Origin of the sequence: Providencia sp. PROV236 (assembly GCF_033676985.1) — a bacterium.
In the GTDB taxonomy this organism is placed as follows: Bacteria; Pseudomonadota; Gammaproteobacteria; order Enterobacterales; family Enterobacteriaceae; genus Providencia; species Providencia manganoxydans.
Window position 1 is genome coordinate 2058776 of record NZ_CP096297.1, and the last position, 22792, is coordinate 2081567.

The 22792-nt window shown below is 40.4% G+C and carries 19 protein-coding genes; 10 read left to right on the forward strand and 9 right to left on the reverse strand.

The window, feature by feature from the left end; all coding sequences use genetic code 11:
* Positions 1 to 44: 44 nt before the first annotated feature.
* On the reverse strand, positions 45 to 236 hold the full coding sequence (locus M1E96_RS09115) for a YpfN family protein (protein ID WP_070928323.1): 192 nt from the start codon (positions 234 to 236) through the stop codon (positions 45 to 47).
* Positions 237 to 473: 237 nt separating this feature from the next.
* Here M1E96_RS09115 and M1E96_RS09120 point away from each other — a divergent pair, with 237 nt between their 5' ends.
* Positions 474 to 845: a DUF454 family protein gene (locus M1E96_RS09120; protein WP_070928473.1), complete on the forward strand. Its 372-nt coding sequence runs from the start codon at positions 474 to 476 to the stop codon at positions 843 to 845.
* Between the two features lie 25 nt (positions 846 to 870).
* Here M1E96_RS09120 and M1E96_RS09125 read toward each other — a convergent pair whose 3' ends face one another.
* The 4 genes from M1E96_RS09125 to M1E96_RS09140 form a co-directional block, all read right to left on the reverse strand.
* Positions 871 to 1539, reverse strand: coding sequence for a M15 family metallopeptidase (locus M1E96_RS09125; protein ID WP_272580068.1), 669 nt, complete (start codon positions 1537 to 1539; stop codon positions 871 to 873).
* The gene (gene dapE / locus M1E96_RS09130) at positions 1536 to 2666 is read right to left on the reverse strand and encodes a succinyl-diaminopimelate desuccinylase (RefSeq protein ID WP_272580069.1); all 1131 of its coding nucleotides are present in this window, start codon (positions 2664 to 2666) and stop codon (positions 1536 to 1538) included. The genes M1E96_RS09125 and dapE overlap by 4 nt, the downstream gene beginning before the upstream one ends.
* A 14-nt stretch (positions 2667 to 2680) precedes the next feature.
* Entirely contained in the window at positions 2681 to 3052 is a 372-nt protein-coding gene (locus tag M1E96_RS09135) for an ArsC family reductase (protein ID WP_070928318.1), read from the reverse strand.
* Between the two features lie 422 nt (positions 3053 to 3474).
* Complete coding sequence (locus M1E96_RS09140) at positions 3475 to 4095, reverse strand: LuxR C-terminal-related transcriptional regulator (protein WP_070928316.1); 621 nt, start codon at positions 4093 to 4095, stop codon at positions 3475 to 3477.
* Positions 4096 to 4579: 484 nt separating this feature from the next.
* Between M1E96_RS09140 and maeB the strand changes: the two genes are divergently transcribed.
* The 4 genes from maeB to M1E96_RS09160 all read left to right on the forward strand — a co-directional run bounded on the left by maeB (position 4580) and on the right by M1E96_RS09160 (position 11058).
* Complete coding sequence (gene maeB / locus M1E96_RS09145; RefSeq protein WP_140179354.1) at positions 4580 to 6859, forward strand: NADP-dependent oxaloacetate-decarboxylating malate dehydrogenase; 2280 nt, start codon at positions 4580 to 4582, stop codon at positions 6857 to 6859.
* A gap of 199 nt (positions 6860 to 7058) precedes the next feature.
* Positions 7059 to 7958, forward strand: a complete 900-nt coding sequence (locus M1E96_RS09150) for a ChaN family lipoprotein (RefSeq protein ID WP_272580070.1) — start codon at positions 7059 to 7061, stop codon at positions 7956 to 7958.
* Positions 7959 to 8077: 119 nt separating this feature from the next.
* Positions 8078 to 8875: an energy transducer TonB gene (locus tag M1E96_RS09155; RefSeq protein ID WP_369427507.1), complete on the forward strand. Its 798-nt coding sequence runs from the start codon at positions 8078 to 8080 to the stop codon at positions 8873 to 8875.
* 125 nt (positions 8876 to 9000) lie between these two features.
* Complete coding sequence (locus M1E96_RS09160) at positions 9001 to 11058, forward strand: S9 family peptidase (RefSeq protein WP_369427508.1); 2058 nt, start codon at positions 9001 to 9003, stop codon at positions 11056 to 11058.
* 183 nt (positions 11059 to 11241) lie between these two features.
* Here the strand turns inward: M1E96_RS09160 and M1E96_RS09165 are convergent.
* Positions 11242 to 11939 (reverse strand): IS1 family transposase gene (locus M1E96_RS09165; RefSeq protein ID WP_104872948.1). Its coding sequence is split into 2 segments (ribosomal slippage): positions 11242 to 11690 and positions 11690 to 11939, totalling 699 coding nucleotides; the frame shifts between segments, so codons are not numbered across the junction.
* 192 nt (positions 11940 to 12131) lie between these two features.
* Between M1E96_RS09165 and M1E96_RS09170 the strand changes: the two genes are divergently transcribed.
* Positions 12132 to 14387, forward strand: a complete 2256-nt coding sequence (locus M1E96_RS09170; RefSeq protein WP_272580073.1) for a TonB-dependent receptor — start codon at positions 12132 to 12134, stop codon at positions 14385 to 14387.
* Positions 14388 to 14483: 96 nt separating this feature from the next.
* Here the strand turns inward: M1E96_RS09170 and xseA are convergent, their stop codons facing one another.
* Complete coding sequence (gene xseA, locus M1E96_RS09175) at positions 14484 to 15863, reverse strand: exodeoxyribonuclease VII large subunit (protein WP_272580074.1); 1380 nt, start codon at positions 15861 to 15863, stop codon at positions 14484 to 14486.
* Positions 15864 to 16034: 171 nt separating this feature from the next.
* Here xseA and guaB point away from each other — a divergent pair, with 171 nt between their 5' ends.
* The 4 genes from guaB (at position 16035) to M1E96_RS09195 (ending at position 20905) form a co-directional block, all read left to right on the forward strand.
* Positions 16035 to 17501: an IMP dehydrogenase gene (gene guaB, locus M1E96_RS09180; protein ID WP_369427509.1), complete on the forward strand. Its 1467-nt coding sequence runs from the start codon at positions 16035 to 16037 to the stop codon at positions 17499 to 17501.
* A gap of 86 nt (positions 17502 to 17587) precedes the next feature.
* Entirely contained in the window at positions 17588 to 19165 is a 1578-nt protein-coding gene (gene guaA / locus M1E96_RS09185; protein ID WP_070928302.1) for a glutamine-hydrolyzing GMP synthase, read from the forward strand.
* Positions 19166 to 19527: 362 nt separating this feature from the next.
* Complete coding sequence (locus M1E96_RS09190) at positions 19528 to 20196, forward strand: hypothetical protein (RefSeq protein ID WP_272580075.1); 669 nt, start codon at positions 19528 to 19530, stop codon at positions 20194 to 20196.
* Entirely contained in the window at positions 20189 to 20905 is a 717-nt protein-coding gene (locus M1E96_RS09195; RefSeq protein ID WP_349485312.1) for a Fic family protein, read from the forward strand. The genes M1E96_RS09190 and M1E96_RS09195 overlap by 8 nt, the downstream gene beginning before the upstream one ends.
* 113 nt (positions 20906 to 21018) lie before the next feature.
* Here the strand turns inward: M1E96_RS09195 and M1E96_RS09200 are convergent, their stop codons facing one another.
* Both M1E96_RS09200 and M1E96_RS09205 read right to left on the reverse strand, forming a co-directional pair.
* Positions 21019 to 22335 carry a type II toxin-antitoxin system HipA family toxin gene (locus tag M1E96_RS09200; RefSeq protein WP_272580076.1) on the reverse strand — a complete coding sequence of 439 codons (1317 nt, stop codon included), beginning with the start codon at positions 22333 to 22335 and terminating at the stop codon, positions 21019 to 21021.
* Positions 22329 to 22655 (reverse strand): helix-turn-helix transcriptional regulator, encoded by a 327-nt coding sequence (locus M1E96_RS09205; protein ID WP_070928292.1) that lies wholly within the window; start codon positions 22653 to 22655, stop codon positions 22329 to 22331. Before M1E96_RS09205 ends, M1E96_RS09200 begins: the two co-directional genes overlap by 7 nt.
* Positions 22656 to 22792 lie beyond the last annotated feature (137 nt).

The following is a 22792-nucleotide window of genomic DNA, read 5'->3' on the forward strand; positions in this document are numbered from 1 at the left end:
AAGTAACAACGTGGTATCTTGAACTATGATGGGTAGAAAAAGGATTATTTTTTCTGGTCTTTTGGCCAGTCGTCGTCCTCATCCCAAAGGTGGTTATTATCTTTATGAGGGGGGATATCTGGTTTATTATCAAGGAACTTTTTATGATCGACTTTCATCATGTCTTTGATCGAGTTCCAGATGACGCCGACTAAAATCAGAATGATCACCCACCAATAGTCTGCTAGCCAATGCATATGTTATTTCCCATGTGTATTAATGTTGTATACTCGTCATACTTCAAGTTGCAGCGCTGTTCGTTGAGGTATAGTGATACGCTTAGCTAGCTGGGTCACAGAGTTTATTTATGCTCCCCATCTATCTTCGCTTATCGCCTAGCCGCGCCTCGGATGATTTAGAGTATAGATTTATTGCCAATCGTATATTTCATGATTTAAACATATTTTAAAGTGAAGGGGAGAGCCATTTTGAATATAAAAAAGGGATTTTTAATTCTAATGGGTTGGACTGCTGTAATATTAGCCTGTTTAGGTGTGGTACTGCCTGTATTACCAACAACACCATTTTTACTATTAGCAGCTTGGTGTTTTTCTCGTTCGTCTCCACGTTTTCATCACTGGTTACTGTATCGCTCATGGTTTGGTAGTTATATTCGCCATTGGCAGACATATAAAGGACTACCTAAAGGCGCGAAACCGAAAGCGATCATCGTCATCTTAGTGACGTTTACTATTTCAATTTGGGTGGTCAGTTTTTGGTGGTTAAAATTGGGATTGTTTGCTCTGTTGTGCTGGTTATTGATTTTTATGTATCGCTTACCCGTAGTCGACAAACCAACGGTTTAAAGCGCCTTTATTGGCGCTTTAAGTGTTATTCAGGCACTTTAATATAGCGATTAAACACATATTCAATATTGTCTAATAACCATGTTTTACCCAAAATTTCTTCCTGTTGCAGAACTGATGCGATCACATTGGGGGTAAGTAGCTGTTCTGCTTCATGGGATAAGGGCCAATAGCTGATATGCCACGGTTCATAAGCAACCCCTGCATCTTTAGCCGTAAAAGGGCGATAAAAATCATAAGTCGCCATATTGTCGGTTAACCACTGATTTAGCTCAGCAAAATAACCACCATCCTCGTATTCCCAAGGCTCTAATTGCAATGATTGATCTGCTGGTAGCCGTAATGGGTCATAAACATCAATTTCAGTTCCCCAATGATGGCGGCTGGCGCCCGGCAGCGCAGACCAATGCAAGATCGCTTCGCACAATTCACCTTCGGTTAATAACGCGATATCGAGAGGTTGGCTTTGTTTATCAAGAACCGGACGTTTACCAACAAATTTTTCATTCCAGATGAGCTGCTGACGTGAAAAATCACGAAAAGCACTGGCTGATTGTAGCTTGAAACCCGCTTTAGCAGCCGCTTGCTGCATAGCTAAGAAAGCCTTAGTCGCATTAAATTGTAGGCGGTGATTACCGCCTAAAGTGACGAGATGATCGGTTGATCGGCCCGTTAGCATCTCTATTGAAATCATAGTAATAGGAGCTCCATAATTCGTTCATAAATCCGTGCCAGCTGCTGTAAGTCATCGACACTAACGCATTCATCAACCTTATGAATGGTAGCATTGAGAGGGCCTAGTTCAATGACTTGAGCCCCCATTTGAGCGATAAAACGACCATCAGATGTTCCACCGCTGGTGGAAAGCTCTGTATTACGGTTGGTTAACTCACTAATGGCTTGAACGGTTGCATCAACCAGTTTCCCTGTACGCGTTAAAAAAGGTTGTCCTGAAAGAGACCAAACTAACTCATATTTTAATTGATGACGTTCGAGCATGCTTTTAACTCGCTCGCGGATCATCGTATCGGTGAGTTCTGTACTAAAGCGAAAGTTAAACTGAATAAAAAACTCACCCGGTATGACATTATTAGCCCCAGTTCCTGCTTGAATATTCGCAATTTGCATACTGGTGGCAGGGAAAAATTCATTGCCTTCATCCCATTGCGTTGAGACCAACTCTTGTAGAAACGCGGTGGCTCGATGTACAGGGTTATCGGCGAGATGAGGGTAAGCAACGTGCCCCTGTGTACCTAAAATGGTCAAATTAGCGGTAATTGAACCACGGCGGCCATTTTTCACCATATCACCTAGCTGAGACTGGCTAGATGGTTCTCCAACCAAGCAATAGTCCAGCCGCTCATTACGTTGCATAAGTGCTTCAACCACTTTAACTGTACCATTTGTGGCCTTTGCTTCTTCATCAGAGGTTATTAAAAAAGCAAGGCGACCGGTGTGGCTAGGGTGTTTGGCAACAAAACGCTCTGCGGCAACCACCATTGCGGCGATGGAGCCTTTCATATCAGCTGCACCACGGCCGTATAGATGTTGGTTAATAATTGTTGGGGTGAAAGGTGGCGTTTTCCATTTAGCGGGATCGCCAGCAGGAACCACATCGGTATGACCGGCAAATGCTAACGTTTCTCCTGAGTGGCCGCGGTGAGCCCAAAAATTAAGTGTATCGCCATAAGGCATTTCTTCAATGGTAAAGCCAATCTTTTTTAGGCGTTCAATGATTAGTGCCTGACAACCTTGATCATCGGGGCTAATTGAAGGACGAGCAATCAGATCTTGGGCTAGTTGTATTACAGGGCAATCCATCGTTAGGCTCCGACTTATTGAGTAAATTGTTGATATTCATCAGCGGAGAAACCGATAAGGTAACGCTTATCAGCAGAAACAAGGATAGGGCGTTTGATCATTGCGGGCTCAGCCAGTAATACTTTTTTGGCGCTGTTATCATCAATAACCGCATTTTTTTGTTCATCGCTCAGTTTACGCCATGTTGTTCCTCTTTTATTGACAAGGACTTCCCAACCAAGGTGGGCGATAAATGTTGATAATAATGCATCATCAATACCATCAACACGATAGTCATGGAATTGATAACTAATGTTATTTTCTTCCAAATAGCGACGTGCCTTTTTAATGGTGTCACAATTTTTAATGCCATACATAATGTAAGGTGTTGATGCGGTGTTTGACATGGAGTTTTCCTTTACTGACTAACGGTTAGTCATACATAATGCGTTAAAATTCAATCATGATCTACCCTTTCTATCTATTGTCTATGCAGTAGGTAAAATTTAATCTAATGATTAAAATAACGTTAACTTAAGTTATTATCGTATTATTAAGGGAGGTATATAAACAATATTTGTATTATACGGTGACAACTATACTCGTCATACTTCAAGATGCAGGGTTGTTGACTGCACTCAGCTAGCCGAATCACATAGTTCATCTATACTCCCCGTCTATCTTCACTTGTCGCCTACCTGCAACTCGAATTATTTAGAGTATATATCTTTATTGATGATTTTACTTATCAAGAAAATATAAAGGATAGCGATTTCTTCGCTACAAGGATTAATTTATTAGCATGCTTATTTTTATCTTATTAATAATATTACTTTGAACGCATATAGATTAAACTTGCTTCTAATCGTGAACGTACATTTAATTTTTTTAGCATGTTACGAATATGCACCTTGACTGTTTCTTCCGAAATAAAAAGTAATTTAGAAATTTCTTTGTTTTTTAAACCCGTTGCCATTTCATGCAGTATTTCACTTTCTCGTCTAGTGAGAGACGATAATGGATCATAAGTTTGATGGCGATTAATTAAGCATTGATAAACCTTTTCGCTAAAAACATGGTGCCCTTCAGCTGCTTTGCGCATGCTATTTATGAGCATATCAAGCTCACTATTTTTGAGTAAATACCCTTGTGCACCTGCATCAATGGCATTATAAATATCTGTTTTAGTAGATGAAAAAGATAAAACAAGTAAATATGATTTAATGCAGCGCTTGCGTAGTAACCTAATGGTTTCAAAGGTCTTTGTGCCGTAAAGGTTCGTATCGATAAGGATCATGTCAGGTTGCAGCTTGTCAGCGATATTGAGGGCATCAGAGGCGTTACCGCTCTCAGCGGCAATAACAAAGAGCTCATCTGAACCCATAAGATGTCGTAGCCCATAGCGGAAAAGAGGGTGTTCATCAATGATCATGACTGTTTGAGGGGACATAATAGCTTTTCCTTTATATTCGTCATACTTTATGTTTTAGCATTGGTGATTAGACTCACTCACGACAGTGACAGCGTTTTTTTATATTGCTAGCAATTTATTCATTTATCGCTTAGCGGTATCTTTAATTTTTCGAGTATATAGATAGTGAATTCATCGCTATCTTTTATATTATTAATAATTTTTTCTGTATTAATAACTAATATTAAAATAAAAGAAATAGATAAAAGAATCGCGTTAAATCCTAAAAATAATAACTTGCTTTTGATTAAATTAAAATTATCAAAAGTAATTATATCTACATTTATAATTATAAAATTAACCCATTAAGCGTGTTTGTGCTTACTGAGTTAGGTTAGATTTATCTCTTGACCATGTAACTCAAAGAATTTTCTGGAAATTGTCGGCAAGATCATGATTTACTTGCTTGATATGTTTATACTGTTACTGCTTATACCCTACCTAATTTTGAAAGGACTTGATGATGGATGATATATTAAAACAAAGTGCTCTTGATTTTCATGAGTTTCCTCATCCAGGAAAAATAACTGTCACACCAACAAAACCATTAACCACCCAACGCGATTTGGCGCTTGCATACTCACCAGGGGTTGCAGTTCCATGCTTAGAAATTGCTGCGGAGCCACTAAAAGCTTATCGCTATACAGCAAAAGGAAATCTTGTTGGTGTGATCTCAAACGGAACTGCCGTTTTGGGATTAGGTAACATCGGTGCCTTAGCGGGTAAACCGGTTATGGAAGGGAAAGGGGTGTTGTTTAAGAAGTTTTCTGGCGTTGATGTGTTTGACATCGAAGTCGATGAAACTGACCCAGATAAACTTGTTGATATCATTGCTTCTTTGGAGCCTACTTTTGGTGGTATTAACCTAGAAGATATCAAAGCGCCTGAATGTTTCTATATTGAGCAAAAACTGCGTGAACGCATGAATATCCCAGTGTTTCATGACGATCAGCACGGAACCGCGATTATTTGTACAGCGGCGGTAATCAACGGCCTACGTATTGTAAAAAAAGAGATTGGTAATGTACGCCTAGTGGTATCTGGCGCAGGTGCGGCCTCCATTGCCTGTATGAACCTTCTAGTGGCATTAGGTTTGAAACATGAGAACATCACGGTATGTGACTCGAAAGGGGTTATTTATAAAGGCCGTGATGACAAAATGGATGCAACTAAAGCGGCGTATGCGATTGAAGATAATGGCACAAGAACTTTAGGTGACGCGATCCCAAATGCTGATATTTTCCTTGGTTGTTCAGGTCCTGGCGTATTGACACAAGACATGGTTAAAACGATGGCGAAAGATCCATTAATTTTAGCCCTAGCTAACCCTGAACCTGAAATTTTACCGCCATTGGCGAAAGAAGTGCGCCCAGATGCGATTATCTGTACAGGGCGTTCCGATTATCCAAATCAAGTCAACAACGTATTGTGTTTCCCGTTCATCTTCCGTGGTGCATTGGATGTGGGGGCTACCACCATTAACGAAGAGATGAAATTGGCTTGTGTTTACGCGATTGCCGATTTGGCTCTAGCAGAACAAAGCGAAGAGGTCGCTTCTGCTTATGGCAACCAAGATTTGTTCTTTGGTCCTGAATATATTATTCCTAAGCCATTTGATCCTCGCTTGATTGTGAAAATTGCGCCAGCAGTTGCGAAGGCCGCGATGGACTCAGGTGTCGCTACACGTCCAATTAAAGACTTTGATGCTTATATTGAACAGCTAAATCAGTTTGTTTACAAAACCAACCTGTTTATGAAGCCTATCTTCTCTCAAGCTAAAACTGATAAAAAGCGTATTGTGTTAGCCGAAGGTGAAGAAGAGCGTGTGCTACATGCAACTCAAGAACTGGTTTCATTAGGGCTAGCATTCCCAATTCTTGTGGGACGTCCAAGCGTCATTGAAATGCGTATTCAAAAGCTCGGTTTACACATTGAGCTAGGTAAAGATTTTGAAGTGGTCAACAATGAAAATGACCCACGCTTCAAAGAGTATTGGCAAGAGTATTATCAAATCATGAAACGTCGTGGGGTTTCGCAAGAAATGGCTCGTCGTGCAGTGATTGGCAACCCAACGCTAATTGGTGGCATCATGGTATTGCGTGGTGAGGCTGATGGTATGATTTGCGGTACTATTGGTAGCTACAGCGAACACTATGAAGTAGTCAAAAATTTATTTGGCTTCCGTGAAGGGGTTAACACCGCCGGCGCAATGAACGCGTTGTTACTGCCTACAGGGAATACTTTTGTTGCCGATACTTATGTTAACGAAGATCCGACTCCAGAAGAGCTTGCCGATATCACGTTAATGGCGGCGGATACTGTGCGTCGCTTTGGTATTGAACCTAAAGTGGCTTTGTTATCACGTTCTAGTTTTGGATCATCAGAGTGTGCTTCTGCCCAAAAAATGCGTGATGCGCTAGCCTTAATCAAGGCACGAGCACCACATCTTGAAATTGATGGTGAAATGCATGCGGATGCGGCATTAATTGAATCAATACGTAAAGATGTTATGCCTGATAGCCCACTGAAAGGATCAGCAAACTTACTGATTATGCCAAATATGGAAGCGGCACGCATTAGCTATAACTTACTGCGAGTGACGAGTTCTGATGGGGTGACAGTAGGTCCAGTATTAATGGGGGTTGCAAAACCAGTCCATATTTTGACTGCGATTGCGTCAGTACGTCGTATTGTCAACATGGTCGCCTTAGCCGTCGTTGAAGCTCAAACTCATCCCCTGTAATTTTATTTAAGGATAAATAGCCTCGGAAACTCACGCTTTCTGAGGCTTTTTTAATTGAAAATAATTCTCATTATCTGTATTTTGAATCATCTTGAATATAATAAACTCTAAATAATTCGAGGAGTAGCTATGTGACAGGTATGAGTGTATTCACTGATACTTTAACGAAGGGCTGCAACTTGAAGTATGGCGACTATAGATGGAAAAGATGATGATATCAGTAAATTTAAGATTAAAAGCCGCAATTATTGCAGTGTCATTATTGTTTATTGCAGGTTGTGCACAGCAGATTGAACAAAAACCGCTATTACTCGATAGTCAATTAACGGAACAAGGACAAATTGTTGATTTACAGTCTGGCCAATCCATCACTCCTCAGCAACTTATTGAACGTCTATCGCAATCGCCTCGCGTGATTGTGGGTGAAAAGCATGACAATCTATACCATCATCAAATTGAGCAATGGCTTGCACAAGAGATGCATAAAATGCGTCCGCAAGGTTCTGTGTTACTCGAAATGATTAAACCTGACCAGCAAGCAAGTGTCAGTGAGGTCAAAGCACAAATGCAAGGGGATCCTTATATTCGCGATGAAAAACTGCAATCAGCGTTGCACTGGCAAAAAGGCTGGCCGTGGGAGCAATATGGGGAACTCACTAAATCTTTGCTGAAAGCGCCTTATCCATTGCTTTCCGCCAATTTAAATACTGAAGAAATTAATCAAGCGTATAAGAATCCACCTGTATTGAATGGTGTTTACTCGACTCAACCTATCGTACAAGAGTTGATTAGCCAAACAATTCAAACATCACATGATGGGAAATTAACCCCTGAACAAGTTGCAAAAATGACCGTGATCCAGCAAATGCGTGACCGCCGGATGGCTAAGTCATTATTACAAGCTCCAACTCCAGCGATGTTGTTTGCGGGTGGGTATCATGCGACACGTGCAATTGGTGTACCTTTACATATACAGGATTTAGCCCCTGAAGCGGAATTTAAAGTGTTAATCATTTCTGAAAAAGGCAATGAGATTGATAATCTGCATGCAGACTATGTTTGGTATACTCCAAGTTCTATTGATGTGAGCAATAATTAATCTATTGATAATCATTAGTAATGTAATTGTGATGGTTGAATCAATTTTTAGTAAAATAGTTTTCATTTACAAGTGTAATTGATTATCATTTGAGTTTTTGCACAGCATATAAGATCAAAATGAGTACAATGACATTTGGGTACTACCAAAACACAAAAATGGGTGGTGCTGTTATTATTGCAATTGCATTACATCTTGTGATTGTTTGTCTGTTTTTACACAATGATGCTCAACAATCATGGGATGACTTCACGCCACCTCCATCTGTTGTGATGGAGCTTTCAATGGAGGCAGAAGCTAAACAAGTCACTGAAGTGAATATTGGGCAAATCCAAGAGGTTTCTGTCGCGAGTAAAGCGCAACAAGCCACACCAGAAGAATCTGAACTTCCATCCTTGCCAACCAATGAACAAGCTGAGTTATTGGTGACTAAAACAGAGAAGCAAAGATCTCAGCCTCTTCCTAAAAAAGAGAGGAGAGAGCAGCCAAAAAAGCCAGTCGAAGTTGTTGAAAGCGATAACTCACGTTCAAGTGTCGCGCCTGTTACAAGTGATGCCGCTGCACTCAAAACGACAGACCGAGTTGCTGCTAACTTGAACAGTCATTCACAGGCTATGCTTGATGCAGAAAAGCAATGGCAGGCACTGGTGCTTGGAAAGTTAAATAAATATAAACGTTACCCCGATGACGCACGTCGGCGCAATCGGACAGGCATTCCTGTCATCATATTTGATGTGGATGCCCAAGGGTATGTCATCAAAAGTTCACTTGTTAAAGCGTCAGGAACTCGCTCTCTGGATAGGGAGGCTGAAAAGGTCATTTTTAGAGCACAGCCTTTGCCAGTCCCTCCTTCACAAATGATCCGAAATGGCAAAGTCACTGTACGTATGCCGATCGATTTTACGCTTGGAAATTAACTACTCATCAAGGTAACAGAATGATTTTTCGATTAAAGGTATTGCCAGCGACTATGCCGATCACTAAATTTTGTCTGATAACATTTATCGGACTACATATAGGTAGTAGCCTTGCGGAGGAACAAATGTCAGCACCAAAGGCAAAAAAACAACCATATACAATGACAACACATGGCGATACCCGTGTTGATAACTATTATTGGTTAAGAGATGACCAAAGAAAATCGCCAGAAATTATCGATTATCTTGAAAAAGAAAATGCATATAGCAAACAACAACTGTCATTGGGTGAGCCACTTAAAAAACAGATTTACGATGAATTATTGTCTCGGATGAAACAAGACGATGAATCAGTACCTTATAATTATAATGGTTACACTTATCGCAGCCGTTTTGAAGCGGGTAAAAACTATCCCATTTATGAACGTCGCCCTGTAAATAGTGAAGAGGAATGGCAACTATTGGTAGATGGTAATCAACGCGCAGAAGGTGTTGAATACTATCGCTTAGGTGCACTGACGGTTTCACCTGATAATAAAATGGTCGCTATTGCAGAAGATAAAGAAGGGCGTAATAACTATGAGGTCTCTTTCCGTTCGTTAGATAATCAAGAATGGAAAAATCATGAGTTAACCAACACATCCGGGAATATAGTTTGGGCGAATGACAGTAATACGCTGTTTTACGTCAATAAAGATTTACAAACATTATTGCCATACCAAGTTTTTCGTCATCAGGTTGGTACCCCGCAAAAGCAAGATACTAAAGTGTATGAAGAAGGTGATGATACTTATTATGTCAGTATCTCGAAATCAACTTCCAAAGATTATATTTTGATTGGTATCACAAGCACAGAAACGTCAGAGTATCGCTTGCTTGATGCAAACAAACCTAATGAAGACGCGAAAGTATTTCAAGCGCGTAAAACAGGTGTGGAATACTACCCTGATCATTTCCGAGGGAAATTTTATATACGTTCAAATCATCAAAACCCTCTATTTGGGCTGTATGTTAGCGATGCCACTGGCGATAAATGGGAAACCTTGATTGCTCCGCGCGATAATGTTGATTTAGAAGGCTTTGAGTTATTTAACCAATGGTTAGTATTAGAAGAGCGGCAAAATGGTTTAGTCAATATTCGCCAAATTAACTGGGAAAACAAAGAAGAGAATTATGTTAGCTTTGATGATCCTGCTTATATGGCGTGGATTGATAATAACCCCGATCCTGATACGAACAAATTACGCTATGGCTATTCATCAATGACAACGCCGTCTTCTGTATATGAAATAGATATGCAGACGCAAGAAAAGCAATTATTGAAGCAGCAAGAAGTAAAAGATTTTGATAAGTCTCAATATCAGAGCGAACGATTGTGGATCACGGCTCAAGATGGTACCAAAGTGCCTGTTTCCTTGGTTTATCGTAAGGATCTCTTTAAACAAGGTAAAAATCCATTGTTAGTCTATGGGTATGGTGCGTATGGGTATAGTATTGATCCTTCGTTTAGTTCTTCGCGTTTATCATTGCTAGATAGAGGTTTTGTCTATGCAATCGCACATATCCGTGGTGGCGGTGAATTGGGCAAGAAATGGTATTTGCAGGGCAAAACTGTCAATAAAATGAACTCATTTACTGATTTTGTTGATGTCACGAAAGCTTTAATTAACCAAGGTTATGGTCAATCAGGGCATGTTTACGCCATGGGGGGCAGTGCTGGTGGCCTATTAATGGGAACCGTGGTTAATATCGCACCTGAGCTTTATGAAGGGGTCGTGGCATCAGTGCCCTTTGTCGATGTGGTGACAACGATGCTGGATCCATCAATACCGCTAACCACGGGTGAGTATGATGAATGGGGTAATCCAGAAAATGCAGAGGATTATTGGCGTATTAAGGCGTATAGCCCATACGATAATGTTAAAAATCAGCGCTATCCTCACATGTTAGTAACGACAGGTTTGCATGATTCTCAAGTGCAGTATTGGGAACCTGCTAAGTGGGTAGCAAAATTACGCGATAATAAACAAGGTGATTCACTACTATTGCTAGAAACGAATATGAATGCAGGGCATGGGGGAAAATCAGGTCGTTATAATGCCTTGGATGATATTGCCCTTGATTATAGTTTTATTTTAATGTTGGAAGATAAAAAACACTATTTCCCACAATTAAAAAAGTAAAGAGTTAATATACTAATAAAAGCAGAGATTAGGTCATGGTTTATATATCATGACCTAATCGCTATACAAATAATTTGAGTTGTACTTGTCATACTTTAAATTGTAGCGCCTTCCATATAAAGTTTGGTGATTACTCCTATTTATACTAGTCACCTATTGGTCGTGTATTCAATATAGAGATCATCATAATAGATAGTGTTCACGTTCAATGAATGTCCCGATAATTTTGTCATGCATTTCAGGTGACTTCGAGTAACCTAACGTCTTACGGTTAAGGCGCTTCAAGCGGTTTCTCAGATTCAAATTCTCTCTTTCTATTCGTTGCGTATAAAACTTACTTGCTACATGTTTCTGCTTGGGCAATATCTCATAAGCACTGAACTTATCCGTGCACCAAAAAGCGACATTAAACCTAGACAGTAAAGCCAGTAACTGGCGAAGAGTCCTTTTGTTTCGACGACCAAACGTATGAGCAATAATCCGTTTTAGGCGGGGCTCCCACGCATACCAAAGCCAGCGTTGTTGCTTCTTATTAGTCACAAAAGACCACTGTTCATCGACCTCGCAAAGGAGTTCAATGTGCAGATTATCAAGAGGTAAAGAGGTTACCTGTCTAGGCGAGAGTTTTTTAAAGTACGAACAACCGCATTAATGCTGATATGAAGGGCCCTAGCAGTATCACGAATACCGGCATTATTCATCGTGAGGTCGATAATTTTATCTTTAGTTCCGGGTTGGCAAGCACGATATTTATAATCGAGTTGGAAGCTTCGGCAGCAATCTTGGCAACGATAACGTTGATGACCAGTGCTACCTAATCCATGTTTTTTCACTGGGGGCGTTTGTTGACAAAATGGGCACCTTACATCGACTTTAGCCATGAATATTCTCCGATAAATTACCCTATATTACAGGTTAATCACCGGATTGAATACATGACCCACCTATTTATAAAGGATTTTAGCGACTTATCTATTTGTCGCTAGCTACGCTTTAAATTGTTTTGACAATATATATCTTATTTGAAGCATGTGAGCGTATATTTTTATTATTGCGTTTACAGGAATGGTTAAATGGATCGTAAATTAAAATTATTAGGAGCCAGCTTTTTAATGACTGGGCTTCATGGTCTTGCTTTGGCTGACACTTCACAGCAAAAAAATAGTGATGACACAATACAATTTAGTAAATTAAACGTCTCTGCTGCACACAAACAAACGCCTTTGGTTAAGGCATTAGAAAAACCCGGCGCCTTTAGTGCAGTGGGAACGGAAAATAAACTGGAGGGATTGGATAAAATTATTCGTACCATGCCCGGCACTTACACTCAAATGGATGCTAGCCAAGGTACGGTAAACGTCAATATTCGCGGTTTAAGTGGTTTTGGTCGTGTGAATATGATGGTAGACGGTATTACACAGACCTATTATGGCATATCGCCGAGTAACTATACTCATGGGCAACAACCTAATAATGATTTTGGTGCCCTGATTGATCCTAATTTTATTGTCGAAGTTGAAGTTGAAAAGGGGCAATTAAATGGGGGAAATAGCGTCAATGCCCTTGCTGGGAGTGCTAATTTTCGCACAATAGGGATTGAAGATGTTATTTTTGCAGGAAGCTCATATGGATTAAGAAGTAAAGCTCGTTGGGGGGATAATGGGCTAGGTTATAACGGAATGGTAGCGGTGGCGGGTAAAACAGCCATTAATGAGGATAAAGGCTATTTCGGTGGTTTAATTGCGATGAGTGGTCATAATATTCCTGCAAATTATAAAAATGGTGCTGGCTATGATAGTGATGACTTTGCAACAGATAATACATTTAAACAAAAACCTCAGTCACAATTAACTAAACTAAAATATAAACCTAATGATAGTCATGAATTAGAGTTCAGTGGGCGTTTTTATCAAAATAAATTAACTCGCCGTAAAATAGACAGTGAAGATTATTATATTAAATATAAATACACACCACTGAATGAACTTATTGATACTGAGATTATTGTTAATCATGGTAAGAGTAATCAAAAATTTGAAGGTGACTCACTCGGTTGGGCATTAAGACAAGGGGAGTCGAAAAATATTGCAGACGGCATAAACCTAAGTAATACCAGCCGCTTTTCATATGGAGAAATGGACTATGAATGGAAAATTGGCTCAAAACTTATAAAAAATAAATATCAAAGAGAAGTCTCTAGTGCCGTTGATGCAGACACATTAATTTATAATCCATTTTCTCCAAGTGGCACATTAGATCTTGCCAGTATGTATACGCAGTTTAATGCTAGATATGATATTTACACAGCAACGTTTGATTTGAACTACACACACTACCAATTAAAAGGTTTTAAGCCTGCTTGTGATTATGATGTGAAATGCTTTCCTCAAGGGGATGCTTCCATTAATTTACGAGAAGGCGGCTTTAACCCAGGTATTTTACTTTCTGCTGAAATAATTCCTGAGTTTCAACCTTTTGTGAGTTATGCGCACTCTATGCGAGCACCTAATTCGCAGGAGGTATTTTATTCGCAAAATGGCGGTAACTCGATGAACCCGTTTTTAAAGGGCGAAAAAGCACAAACATGGCAAATAGGATTTAACAGTATTAGGCCTGATCTTATCGTTCAAGGCGACCAATTTAATTTAAAAGCGCTTTGGTTCCACACTAAAGTAAAAGATTATATTACCAGTAAACCTTATTTGCTCTGCCGTCCGAGAACCGAAGCTGAATTTGAATGGTGTTTAATGAATGATGATGTTTGGGATAAGGAATTCCCAGATTTTATGCAGAAAAGTTATATTTACATGAATGATCCAAGAAATGTTAATTTAAGTGGCTATGAATTACAGGCAAATTATGATGCAGGTGTATTTTATTCAACATTATCTTATACCAAAGAAACGGGCGACCAACCTAATTCGATAGCCAGTGTTGCTGATTTTAGTGCGGGTGACTTCAGTGAATTGCCTGATTACTATCTAACATTGGATAGCGGTGTGCGGCTACTCGATGAAAAATTAACATTAGGTTCCACAATTACTATTACAGGGCCCGCAAAGCGTATCGGTGTTGAATCATTAGTTGATAATAATGGTGATGCACTGAAAGATAAATATGAAAAACAACCAACAATTATTGATTTGTATGCTGATTATGAAATCAATAAAAATGTGACTTTAATGTTCAATATTAATAATGTGACTAATAAAGCGTACTCAGATGCGTTAAATCGTGCTAATTCAACGGCAATAATGGAAGAACGTAGCAAAAGTAATGCTACGGCTAGAGGCCGCTCTTATATGGTGGGAGGAGTAGTACGCTTTTAAGTAGATACAAGCTATTTTTCAAGTGACTGCTACCAAACATGATATGTTTGACGGCAGTTTGAGGGATGTCAATTTGGGCATCCCTTATTTTGAACTTTATTTACTGACAGAGCGTGGGGCGCGTTTGGTTTTTAACTTTGTTACCTCAGTCACTTCACTTTCAACCCAACCATCATTGAGTCGTGTTTTTAGTTTTTGTCCTAATTTAACTTGCGAAGTTTTTTTCAATACGGTGCCATCGGTCGTTTCACTAATGCTAAACCCACGCGCTAAAGTGGCTAACGGACTCACCGTTTCCATTTTTGAACACGCAACCGCAAAACGTTGTTTATAGCTATTTAATAGCTCAGAAACCCTATTTTGCAAATAATATTGTGTTTGCTGTAATGAACGTTGCTGCCTTTGTAATTGTGGGCGTAAATCCTGTTGTGACAAGCGGCGCTGTAGCTGTTCATAACGCATTTGAGCATTTTGCATTCGCCTAGTCATAGCTTGATTAAGTTTTTGGCTCAGTAGACTGAGTTGATGTTGTTGCCTTGCCAAACGTAATTGGGGATGCTGCTGCTGTAAGCGGTGTTGTAAACGACTAAAACGTTGCTGTTGACCAGCAAGATAATAATCCATCGCCATTTCTAGGTGTTGCTGTGATGATTGCAACTGGCGGATCAATTCCAGTTGATTACGACTGACTAATTCAGCAGCGGCGGAAGGTGTTGGTGCACGCACATCAGCAACAAAATCGGCAATGGTGACATCGGTCTCATGACCAACAGCACTGACAATCGGGATTTGGCTGGCAAAGATGGCTCTGGCAACAATTTCCTCATTGAATGCCCATAAATCCTCTAATGATCCCCCGCCGCGGCCAACAATCAGCACATCACATTCACTACGCAAGTTAGCGATTGCAATGGCTCTAGCGATTTGAGCAGGCGCTTGTTCTCCTTGTACCGCGGTAGGATAAATAACCACGGGTAATGAAGGGTCACGGCGGCGCAGAATATGCAAAATATCATGTAATGCTGCGCCGGTTGCTGAAGTGATCACCCCGATACGTTTTGCCGGTGATGGCAAGGTTTGCTTGTGTATGGCATCAAATAACCCTTCAGCGCCGAGGGATTGTTTCAACAACTCAAACCGTTGTTGTAATAATCCTTCACCAGCAGGTTGCATACTTTCAATGATGATTTGATAGTCACCACGTGGTTCATACAGGGTGACAGTGGCGCGTACTAATACTTGCTGACCATTTTGTGGACGAAAAGTAACACGTGTATTTTGCCCGCGGAACATAGCCGCACGAACCTGAGCTTTGTCATCTTTTAAGGTGAGATACCAATGACCTGAGCTAGGTTGTGAAAAGTTTGAGATTTCGGCTGTTAACCAAACTCGACCCATTTGGCGGTCTAGAAGTTCACGAACCGCTTGATTAAGTTTGCTGACAGAATAAATTCCACTATTTTCTTGTATTGACATGTGAGCTAGATCAAATTCTAAAACAATGACTTAATTGATTGATACTAACCTAGTCAGAGCAGTTATCAAGTTTTTTTTCAAAAAAAGGCTGGAGGCAATCGGTTTCGGTGTGTATAATGCCGCGGCAATATTTTATACCTTTCCATAACGCTGCCTGGTGAGATATTGCCTATGTTACGCATTAAAAAAGAAGCTCTAACTTTCGACGACGTATTGCTCGTTCCTGCACACTCAACCGTATTACCAAACACGGCCGATCTGTCTACTCAACTGACTGCAACTATCCGCCTGAATATTCCTATGCTCTCCGCTGCGATGGATACTGTGACCGAATCTGATCTTGCTATTGCATTAGCTCAAGAGGGCGGTCTTGGTTTTATTCACAAAAATATGCCTATTGAGCGCCAAGCTGAAGAAGTTCGTCGTGTGAAAAAACACGAAAGTGGTGTGGTGACTGATCCTGTTACTGTGACGCCAGACACTACCATTCGTGAAGTTCAAGAAATGGCAGAGCGCAATGGCTTTGCTGGCTATCCTGTCGTTGCTGCTGATAACTCTTTAGTTGGGATTATCACTGGCCGTGATGTTCGCTTTGTTACCGATTTAGACCAACCTGTTACCGCAGTGATGACGCCTAAAGAGCGTTTAGTCACCGTGAAAGAAGGTGAAGCACGTGAAGTCGTTCTGCAAAAAATGCATGAAAAACGTGTTGAAAAAGCCTTAGTTATCGATGATAACTTCCACCTTCTAGGAATGATCACAGTTAAAGACTTCCAAAAAGCAGAACGTAAACCTAATGCATGTAAAGACGAACAAGGTCGTTTGCGTGTTGGTGCGGCTGTTGGTGCTGGTGCTGGTAATGAAGAGCGTGTTGATGCACTTGTTGCCGCAGGCGTTGATGTCTTATTGATCGACTCATCACATGGTCACTCAGAAGGCGTGCTACAGCGCATTCGTGAAACACGTCAAAAATACCCTGACTTACAAATTATCGGTGGTAACGTTGCAACAGCTGAAGGCGCGAAAGCGTTGGCTGAAGCAGGGGTTAGCGCAGTTAAAGTGGGTATCGGTCCTGGCTCTATTTGTACAACACGTATCGTAACAGGTGTGGGTGTACCGCAAATTACCGCTATTGCCGATGCTGTAGAAGTATTAGAAGGCACTGGTATCCCTGTTATTGCTGATGGTGGTATCCGTTTCTCTGGTGATATTTCGAAAGCGATCGCGGCAGGTGCTGCTTGTGTGATGGTCGGTTCAATGTTTGCAGGTACCGAAGAATCTCCGGGCGAAACTATTTTGTTCCAAGGCCGTACTTATAAAGCATACCGTGGTATGGGGTCATTAGGGGCAATGTCGAAAGGTTCTTCAGATCGTTACTTCCAAACGGATAACGCAGCGGACAAACTCGTTCCTGAAGGAATTGAAGGTCGTGTGGCTTATAAAGGTCGCTTAAAAGATATTATTCACCAACAAATGGGTGGTTTGCGTTCCTGTATGGGACTGACGGGGTGTGCTACTATTGATGCCCTGCGTACTAAAGCCGAGTTTGTTCGCATCAGTGGTGCGGGTATCCAAGAAAGCCACGTACACGATGTAACCATTACTAAAGAATCCCCAAATTACCGTCTGGGGCAATAACAGCACATATTTCAGGGTGGCTCTGTCCTTAATTACAGCGCCACCGATTTTCTATTTTTGACTTGAATTTTTGGAATTCTCCTCAAATGACAACAAATATCCATAAGCATCGCATTCTTATTCTTGATTTCGGCTCACAGTACTCACAGCTGATTGCCCGCCGTATTCGTGAAATTGGCGTTTATTGTGAACTCTGGGCGTGGGACGTTTCAGAAGAGCAAATTCGTGAATTCAATCCAAATGGTATTATTCTTTCAGGTGGCCCAGAAAGCACGACTGAAAATGATAGCCCACGTGCACCTGAATATGTCTTTAAAGCAGGTGTACCCGTTTTAGGTATCTGCTATGGCATGCAAACCATGTCAATGCAGCTAGGTGGTGCAGTTGAAGTTTCTGGCGAGCGCGAATTTGGTTATGCCAAAGTTGAAGTGACTGAGCCATGTGATCTGTTCCGTGACATTCAAGACTCTTTAAGCGAAAATGGTACTCCAGTACTGGATGTTTGGATGAGCCATGGTGATAAAGTGACAGCAATTCCAGCTGACTTTAAAACTATTGCCAGTACGCCAAGCTGCCCGTTCGCTATCATGGCAAATGAAGAGAAAAAATTCTATGGTGTGCAATTCCATCCTGAAGTAACTCATACTTATCAAGGCCTGAATATTCTAAAACGCTTTGTGCAAGAAATTTGCCATTGTGAAGCGCTATGGACGCCAGCTGCCATTATCGATGACACCGTAGCTCGTCTAAAAGAACAAATCGGTGATGATCACGTTATATTGGCACTGTCAGGTGGTGTAGATTCCTCAGTGACTGCATTACTATTAAACCGTGCAATTGGTAAACGTTTAACCTGTGTATTTGTTGATAACGGCTTACTACGTTTAAACGAAGCCGACCAAGTAATGGAAATGTTTGCTGGCAAATTCGACCTGAACATTATCCACGTTAAAGCAGAAGATCGCTTTTTGAATGCATTAGCGGGTATTAATGATCCCGAAGCAAAACGTAAGGCGATTGGTCACGTGTTTATTGATGTATTCGATGAGGAAGCATCAAAACAAACTCAAGTTAAGTGGCTGGCACAAGGTACAATTTACCCAGACATCATTGAATCTGCCGCATCAGCAACAGGTAAAGCACACGTTATTAAATCTCACCATAACGTAGGCGGCTTACCAGAAGACATGAAACTGGGTCTTGTTGAACCATTGAAAGAGCTGTTCAAAGACGAAGTGCGTAAAATTGGTCTTGAACTTGGCCTGCCATACGACATGTTATATCGCCATCCATTCCCAGGTCCGGGCCTTGGTGTTCGTGTTCTTGGCGAAGTGAAGAAAGAGTACTGCGATCTCCTACGCCGTGCGGATGCAATTTTTATTGAAGAACTGCATAAAGCAGATCTTTACCATAAAGTTAGCCAAGCATTCACGGTATTCCTTCCTGTTCGTTCAGTTGGCGTGATGGGTGATGGCCGTAAATATGATTGGGTGGTTTCTTTACGTGCAGTAGAAACTATCGACTTTATGACTGCTCATTGGGCGCATTTACCGTATGACTTCCTCGGCCGTGTTTCAAACCGCATTATCAATGAGGTCAATGGCATTTCAAGGGTGGTGTATGATATTAGCGGTAAACCACCAGCGACAATTGAGTGGGAATAATCCCGCAATAAGAATTAGCTAGCAGTGACTAGCAAAATAACTATCTAAGCCCATGTAAAAATGGGCTTTTTTTTGGATGCTGGTCGGAAGGAGCTAATTCAAAATTCCAAAAATTCTTATATTGCCGCCCTAGTAGAACGCCATTCACGTTATGTTATGCTAGCCTTTTTGGGGGGAAATTATACAAATTAGCAACTAAAACAGTTGATTATATCTGTTCGATGATTTGCAATAATGTATAACAATAGATGTCGGTAGTAAGTGTTTGAATGTTATGTAATTGACTGTAAATAAATAAGAAAATTGAAAAAAATACGTTTTCTTGTTACAATTTAATAGTAGTTTACTGGGGAGATGTTTATATGAAGCTCGAAACTCGTATGCGTCAGTCGATTCAACACCGTCGTGGAGTTGTACTGACTCGTTCTGATCTGGCTCCATTGGGAAGCAAGACCCAAGTTACTCACGCATTAAATGTGTTAATGAATAATGGTGAACTTCTTCGCCTTTCTCAAGGAATTTACGCTAAAGCCAAAAGGATGGGGAATGATGTAAAAGCGCAAGGTAGTCTTGATGTTATCATTCGTGAAGCAGCCGACAAATTAGGCTTCCAGCTTCGCCAAAAAGACTTGTGCTTCGAGAAAGTAAATGCCACACAAGGTGAAATTATTGTTGTAGTCGATGCACCTAGAGTTAAGCGCAAGCTTATCATCAATGGGAAGACTATTTGTTTTCGTAGCTATAGCTGTAAGTCTGCTATTAAAAATACAGTATTCAAATTGGCAAAGACACCTCCTACTAAAGGAGTTGCTCGTTATGTAGTAGAGCTTGCTCGCTATTACAACGTATCCTATTGCTTCAATGCGATGGATCAGTGGGCTGATGCTGTAACTCGCTTAGCGGGTGATGAAGTGGTACATGATACCGTAGAAGATCTTCTTGTAGCTCTAAAACGAGCGGGTAAAATCACCAAGCAAGAAGTTGCGATGTTGTCAGTCAATTACCTGCGGGAGCAAAAACAAAGTGTTTGACCCGTTTAATGATTTTGAGCAAGTCGGTTATTTACGTAACCATTATGGTGAAAAAGACCCCAAAATTGTTCGTCAACTTGAACACACAATGTTTCGTGCTGCTTTAGATGAAGCATTATCTTACTTAGCGGGAAAAGAAGTCTTACACTATGAAGATTTCTTGGGCGTTCATCGGATATTATTCGAAGCATTCTATCCGTGGGCAGGTCAAGATCGTGCAATTACCGCGCCTAATTGTGCGGTATCTAAAGCTGGTACGATGTTTTGTCATCCCAATCACGCACGATTAGCTATTGAGCAGGGCTTGCGTATCGGACAGAATGCAGAGTTTATGCGTCAGCGTCCTGGTGAGGTTATGGGCTTTTTTGCTTATGGGCATCCATTTCTTGATGGAAATGGGCGTACTATGTTAATTGTTCACAATGAGCTCTGTCATCGAGCAGGTTTCTCGATTGATTGGCATAGAACTAATAAAACGGATTATTTAAGAGCTTTAAGCGCTGAAATTGAATCTCCATCAAGAGGTTTTTTGGATAACTATTTATTTCAGTTTATAGATAGTACTAGAGATCGAAATCTTTGGGGGGAGTCTATAATTGATATTCGTGGTTTAGATGGGCAAAGTATAGAAAATTCCGTAGATGGTGATTACACGGATATAGCAGTTGCTCAAAAGTATCAATCATTTGAGAAGAATAGAGGTCGGTGACAAACTTTCCTCGTTTTTATAGCTCAATATGATATTTTTCATAAGGCTTATTTTATTAGCTTAATTACAAAGTTAATATATTTATATAAATGGTGATTAAGTTTTAATTTTATTTATATATGTAACCTCAAATTCCCCTTTATCTCTTCAACTAGTGTTTTAGGGACATCCCATTCTTTGGCTAGCTCTGGCCATTTTGAAACACTCTCTATTGTTTCATCGATAACTTGATTAATTTTCTTTTTAGTAAAAAGAGGACTGAGTTTTTCTAGGCTATAAAAATCTTCTCTAGTAAAATTATCTCGCTTGCCGTTTAGGCTCATCCAGTGACTATTTACCCATTTGCTGCCCGGTTTGTAGCTATAGGCAAGATCGTAAGCAGGGGCTAAAGTCCATTTATCAGCCTGTAACATAAACGCAAAATTCTTTGAGTGATCATCGTGATTTCGCGCGATAATATTGAAAGTCATCCGACGTAAAATTTGTAACGCATCTTGTGCAGATAATCTTAATTGGCGAGCGATACCAAACAGCTCTGCATAAGAAAATGAGCCTGGTTTTTTATAATCAACGTGAGCTAATCCATTGAGTGTTTGAATATGAATTTTTTTATTACCGATACGATCAAAACGTTGGGTAATGAAATGCCGTCTTGGTCCCTCATGCAATAACTGACAAGGCATCATATCAATATCACAATTTACAGCCATTAAATGGTAGACAAATTCCATTGCGCCATAACCCATTGGGTCACCGAATGTTTCTTGGTTTTTGTTGTGCTCACTTACTCCATCAAATTTCATTAGGTAATGAATAAAGCCTTCAGGAACACTGGCTTGTCCCGACCTCACTTGAGTCAAATCATCGTTAAATGCTAATACGGCTTTAGGGCGAGCGCCTCCAGCGCTCATACCGACCGAAAGCAGTGATAGCATTGCTTCACGTGACCCTTGGCCATCACGATCAAGTTCCACGGAAAAATGTTCTCGTAAATCTAAAATTTCTTGAGCTATGGCGACTAACGATTGGATTTCAACTTGCTGTGATGCATTTAGGCGCCGCATTTTAGTAGCAGGTGAATATTCAAGAGCACCCATTCCACGTTTACCTGTATATTGCAGTCTTTGTAATGGGGTAATGTCTTGTGGTGATAATCCTCTGTTTGCGACCCAAGCGTTTAATACTGCATTACCAAAATCATCAGGAAGTGAATCGGCAATCAACCCAGGCAGCCCTTTAAAAGTATTATACTCTAATTCAGGGAAATGAAATATTTGGTTAGATAAAGGCATTTTTAGTGGTGAAAGCTCAATGCCTTGTTTAATAAAGTTTGGTTCATATTCAAAAGCGCCAAATCCTTTATCAGAATCAAAGCTGATTGCACCGATTATGTGGTTTTGATAGTTAACATTAATGACTTCCATTACCATTCAATTGCCTCCTCTTCATTTTCTCTATGCTGTTTTGATGCGCGTTGGCGCTTTTTCCCTTGTAATTTAGCCAGTTGTAGAGGCGATATTGGTTGCTTAGGAAGAAATAAATCAAGCTGTTCAGTTAAACTCAAGGCTTGCATGATGGCGACAAAAATATCAAGTTGGGCTTTGCCTTTTTCAGCATTGATGACTGTTTTACGTGCTATTCCAGCAAACTCGGCAACTTCTGACTGAGTGAGGTTTTGATTTAATCTAGCTTGTTTTAGCCGTTCTCCAAGTTCTTCTGCAATTGCAATTGCGCTGAGTTTAGTGTTCATTTAAAGCTCCTCAATGATAACTTTAAAAGCAAAAATCGAACTTAATGTAACTATTTTGGAACCTTATAGATTGAATGTCAAATATCTAGTTATTATGTCACTAAAAAGGGACTTTGTTTATTAAAAAAGCACTTAAT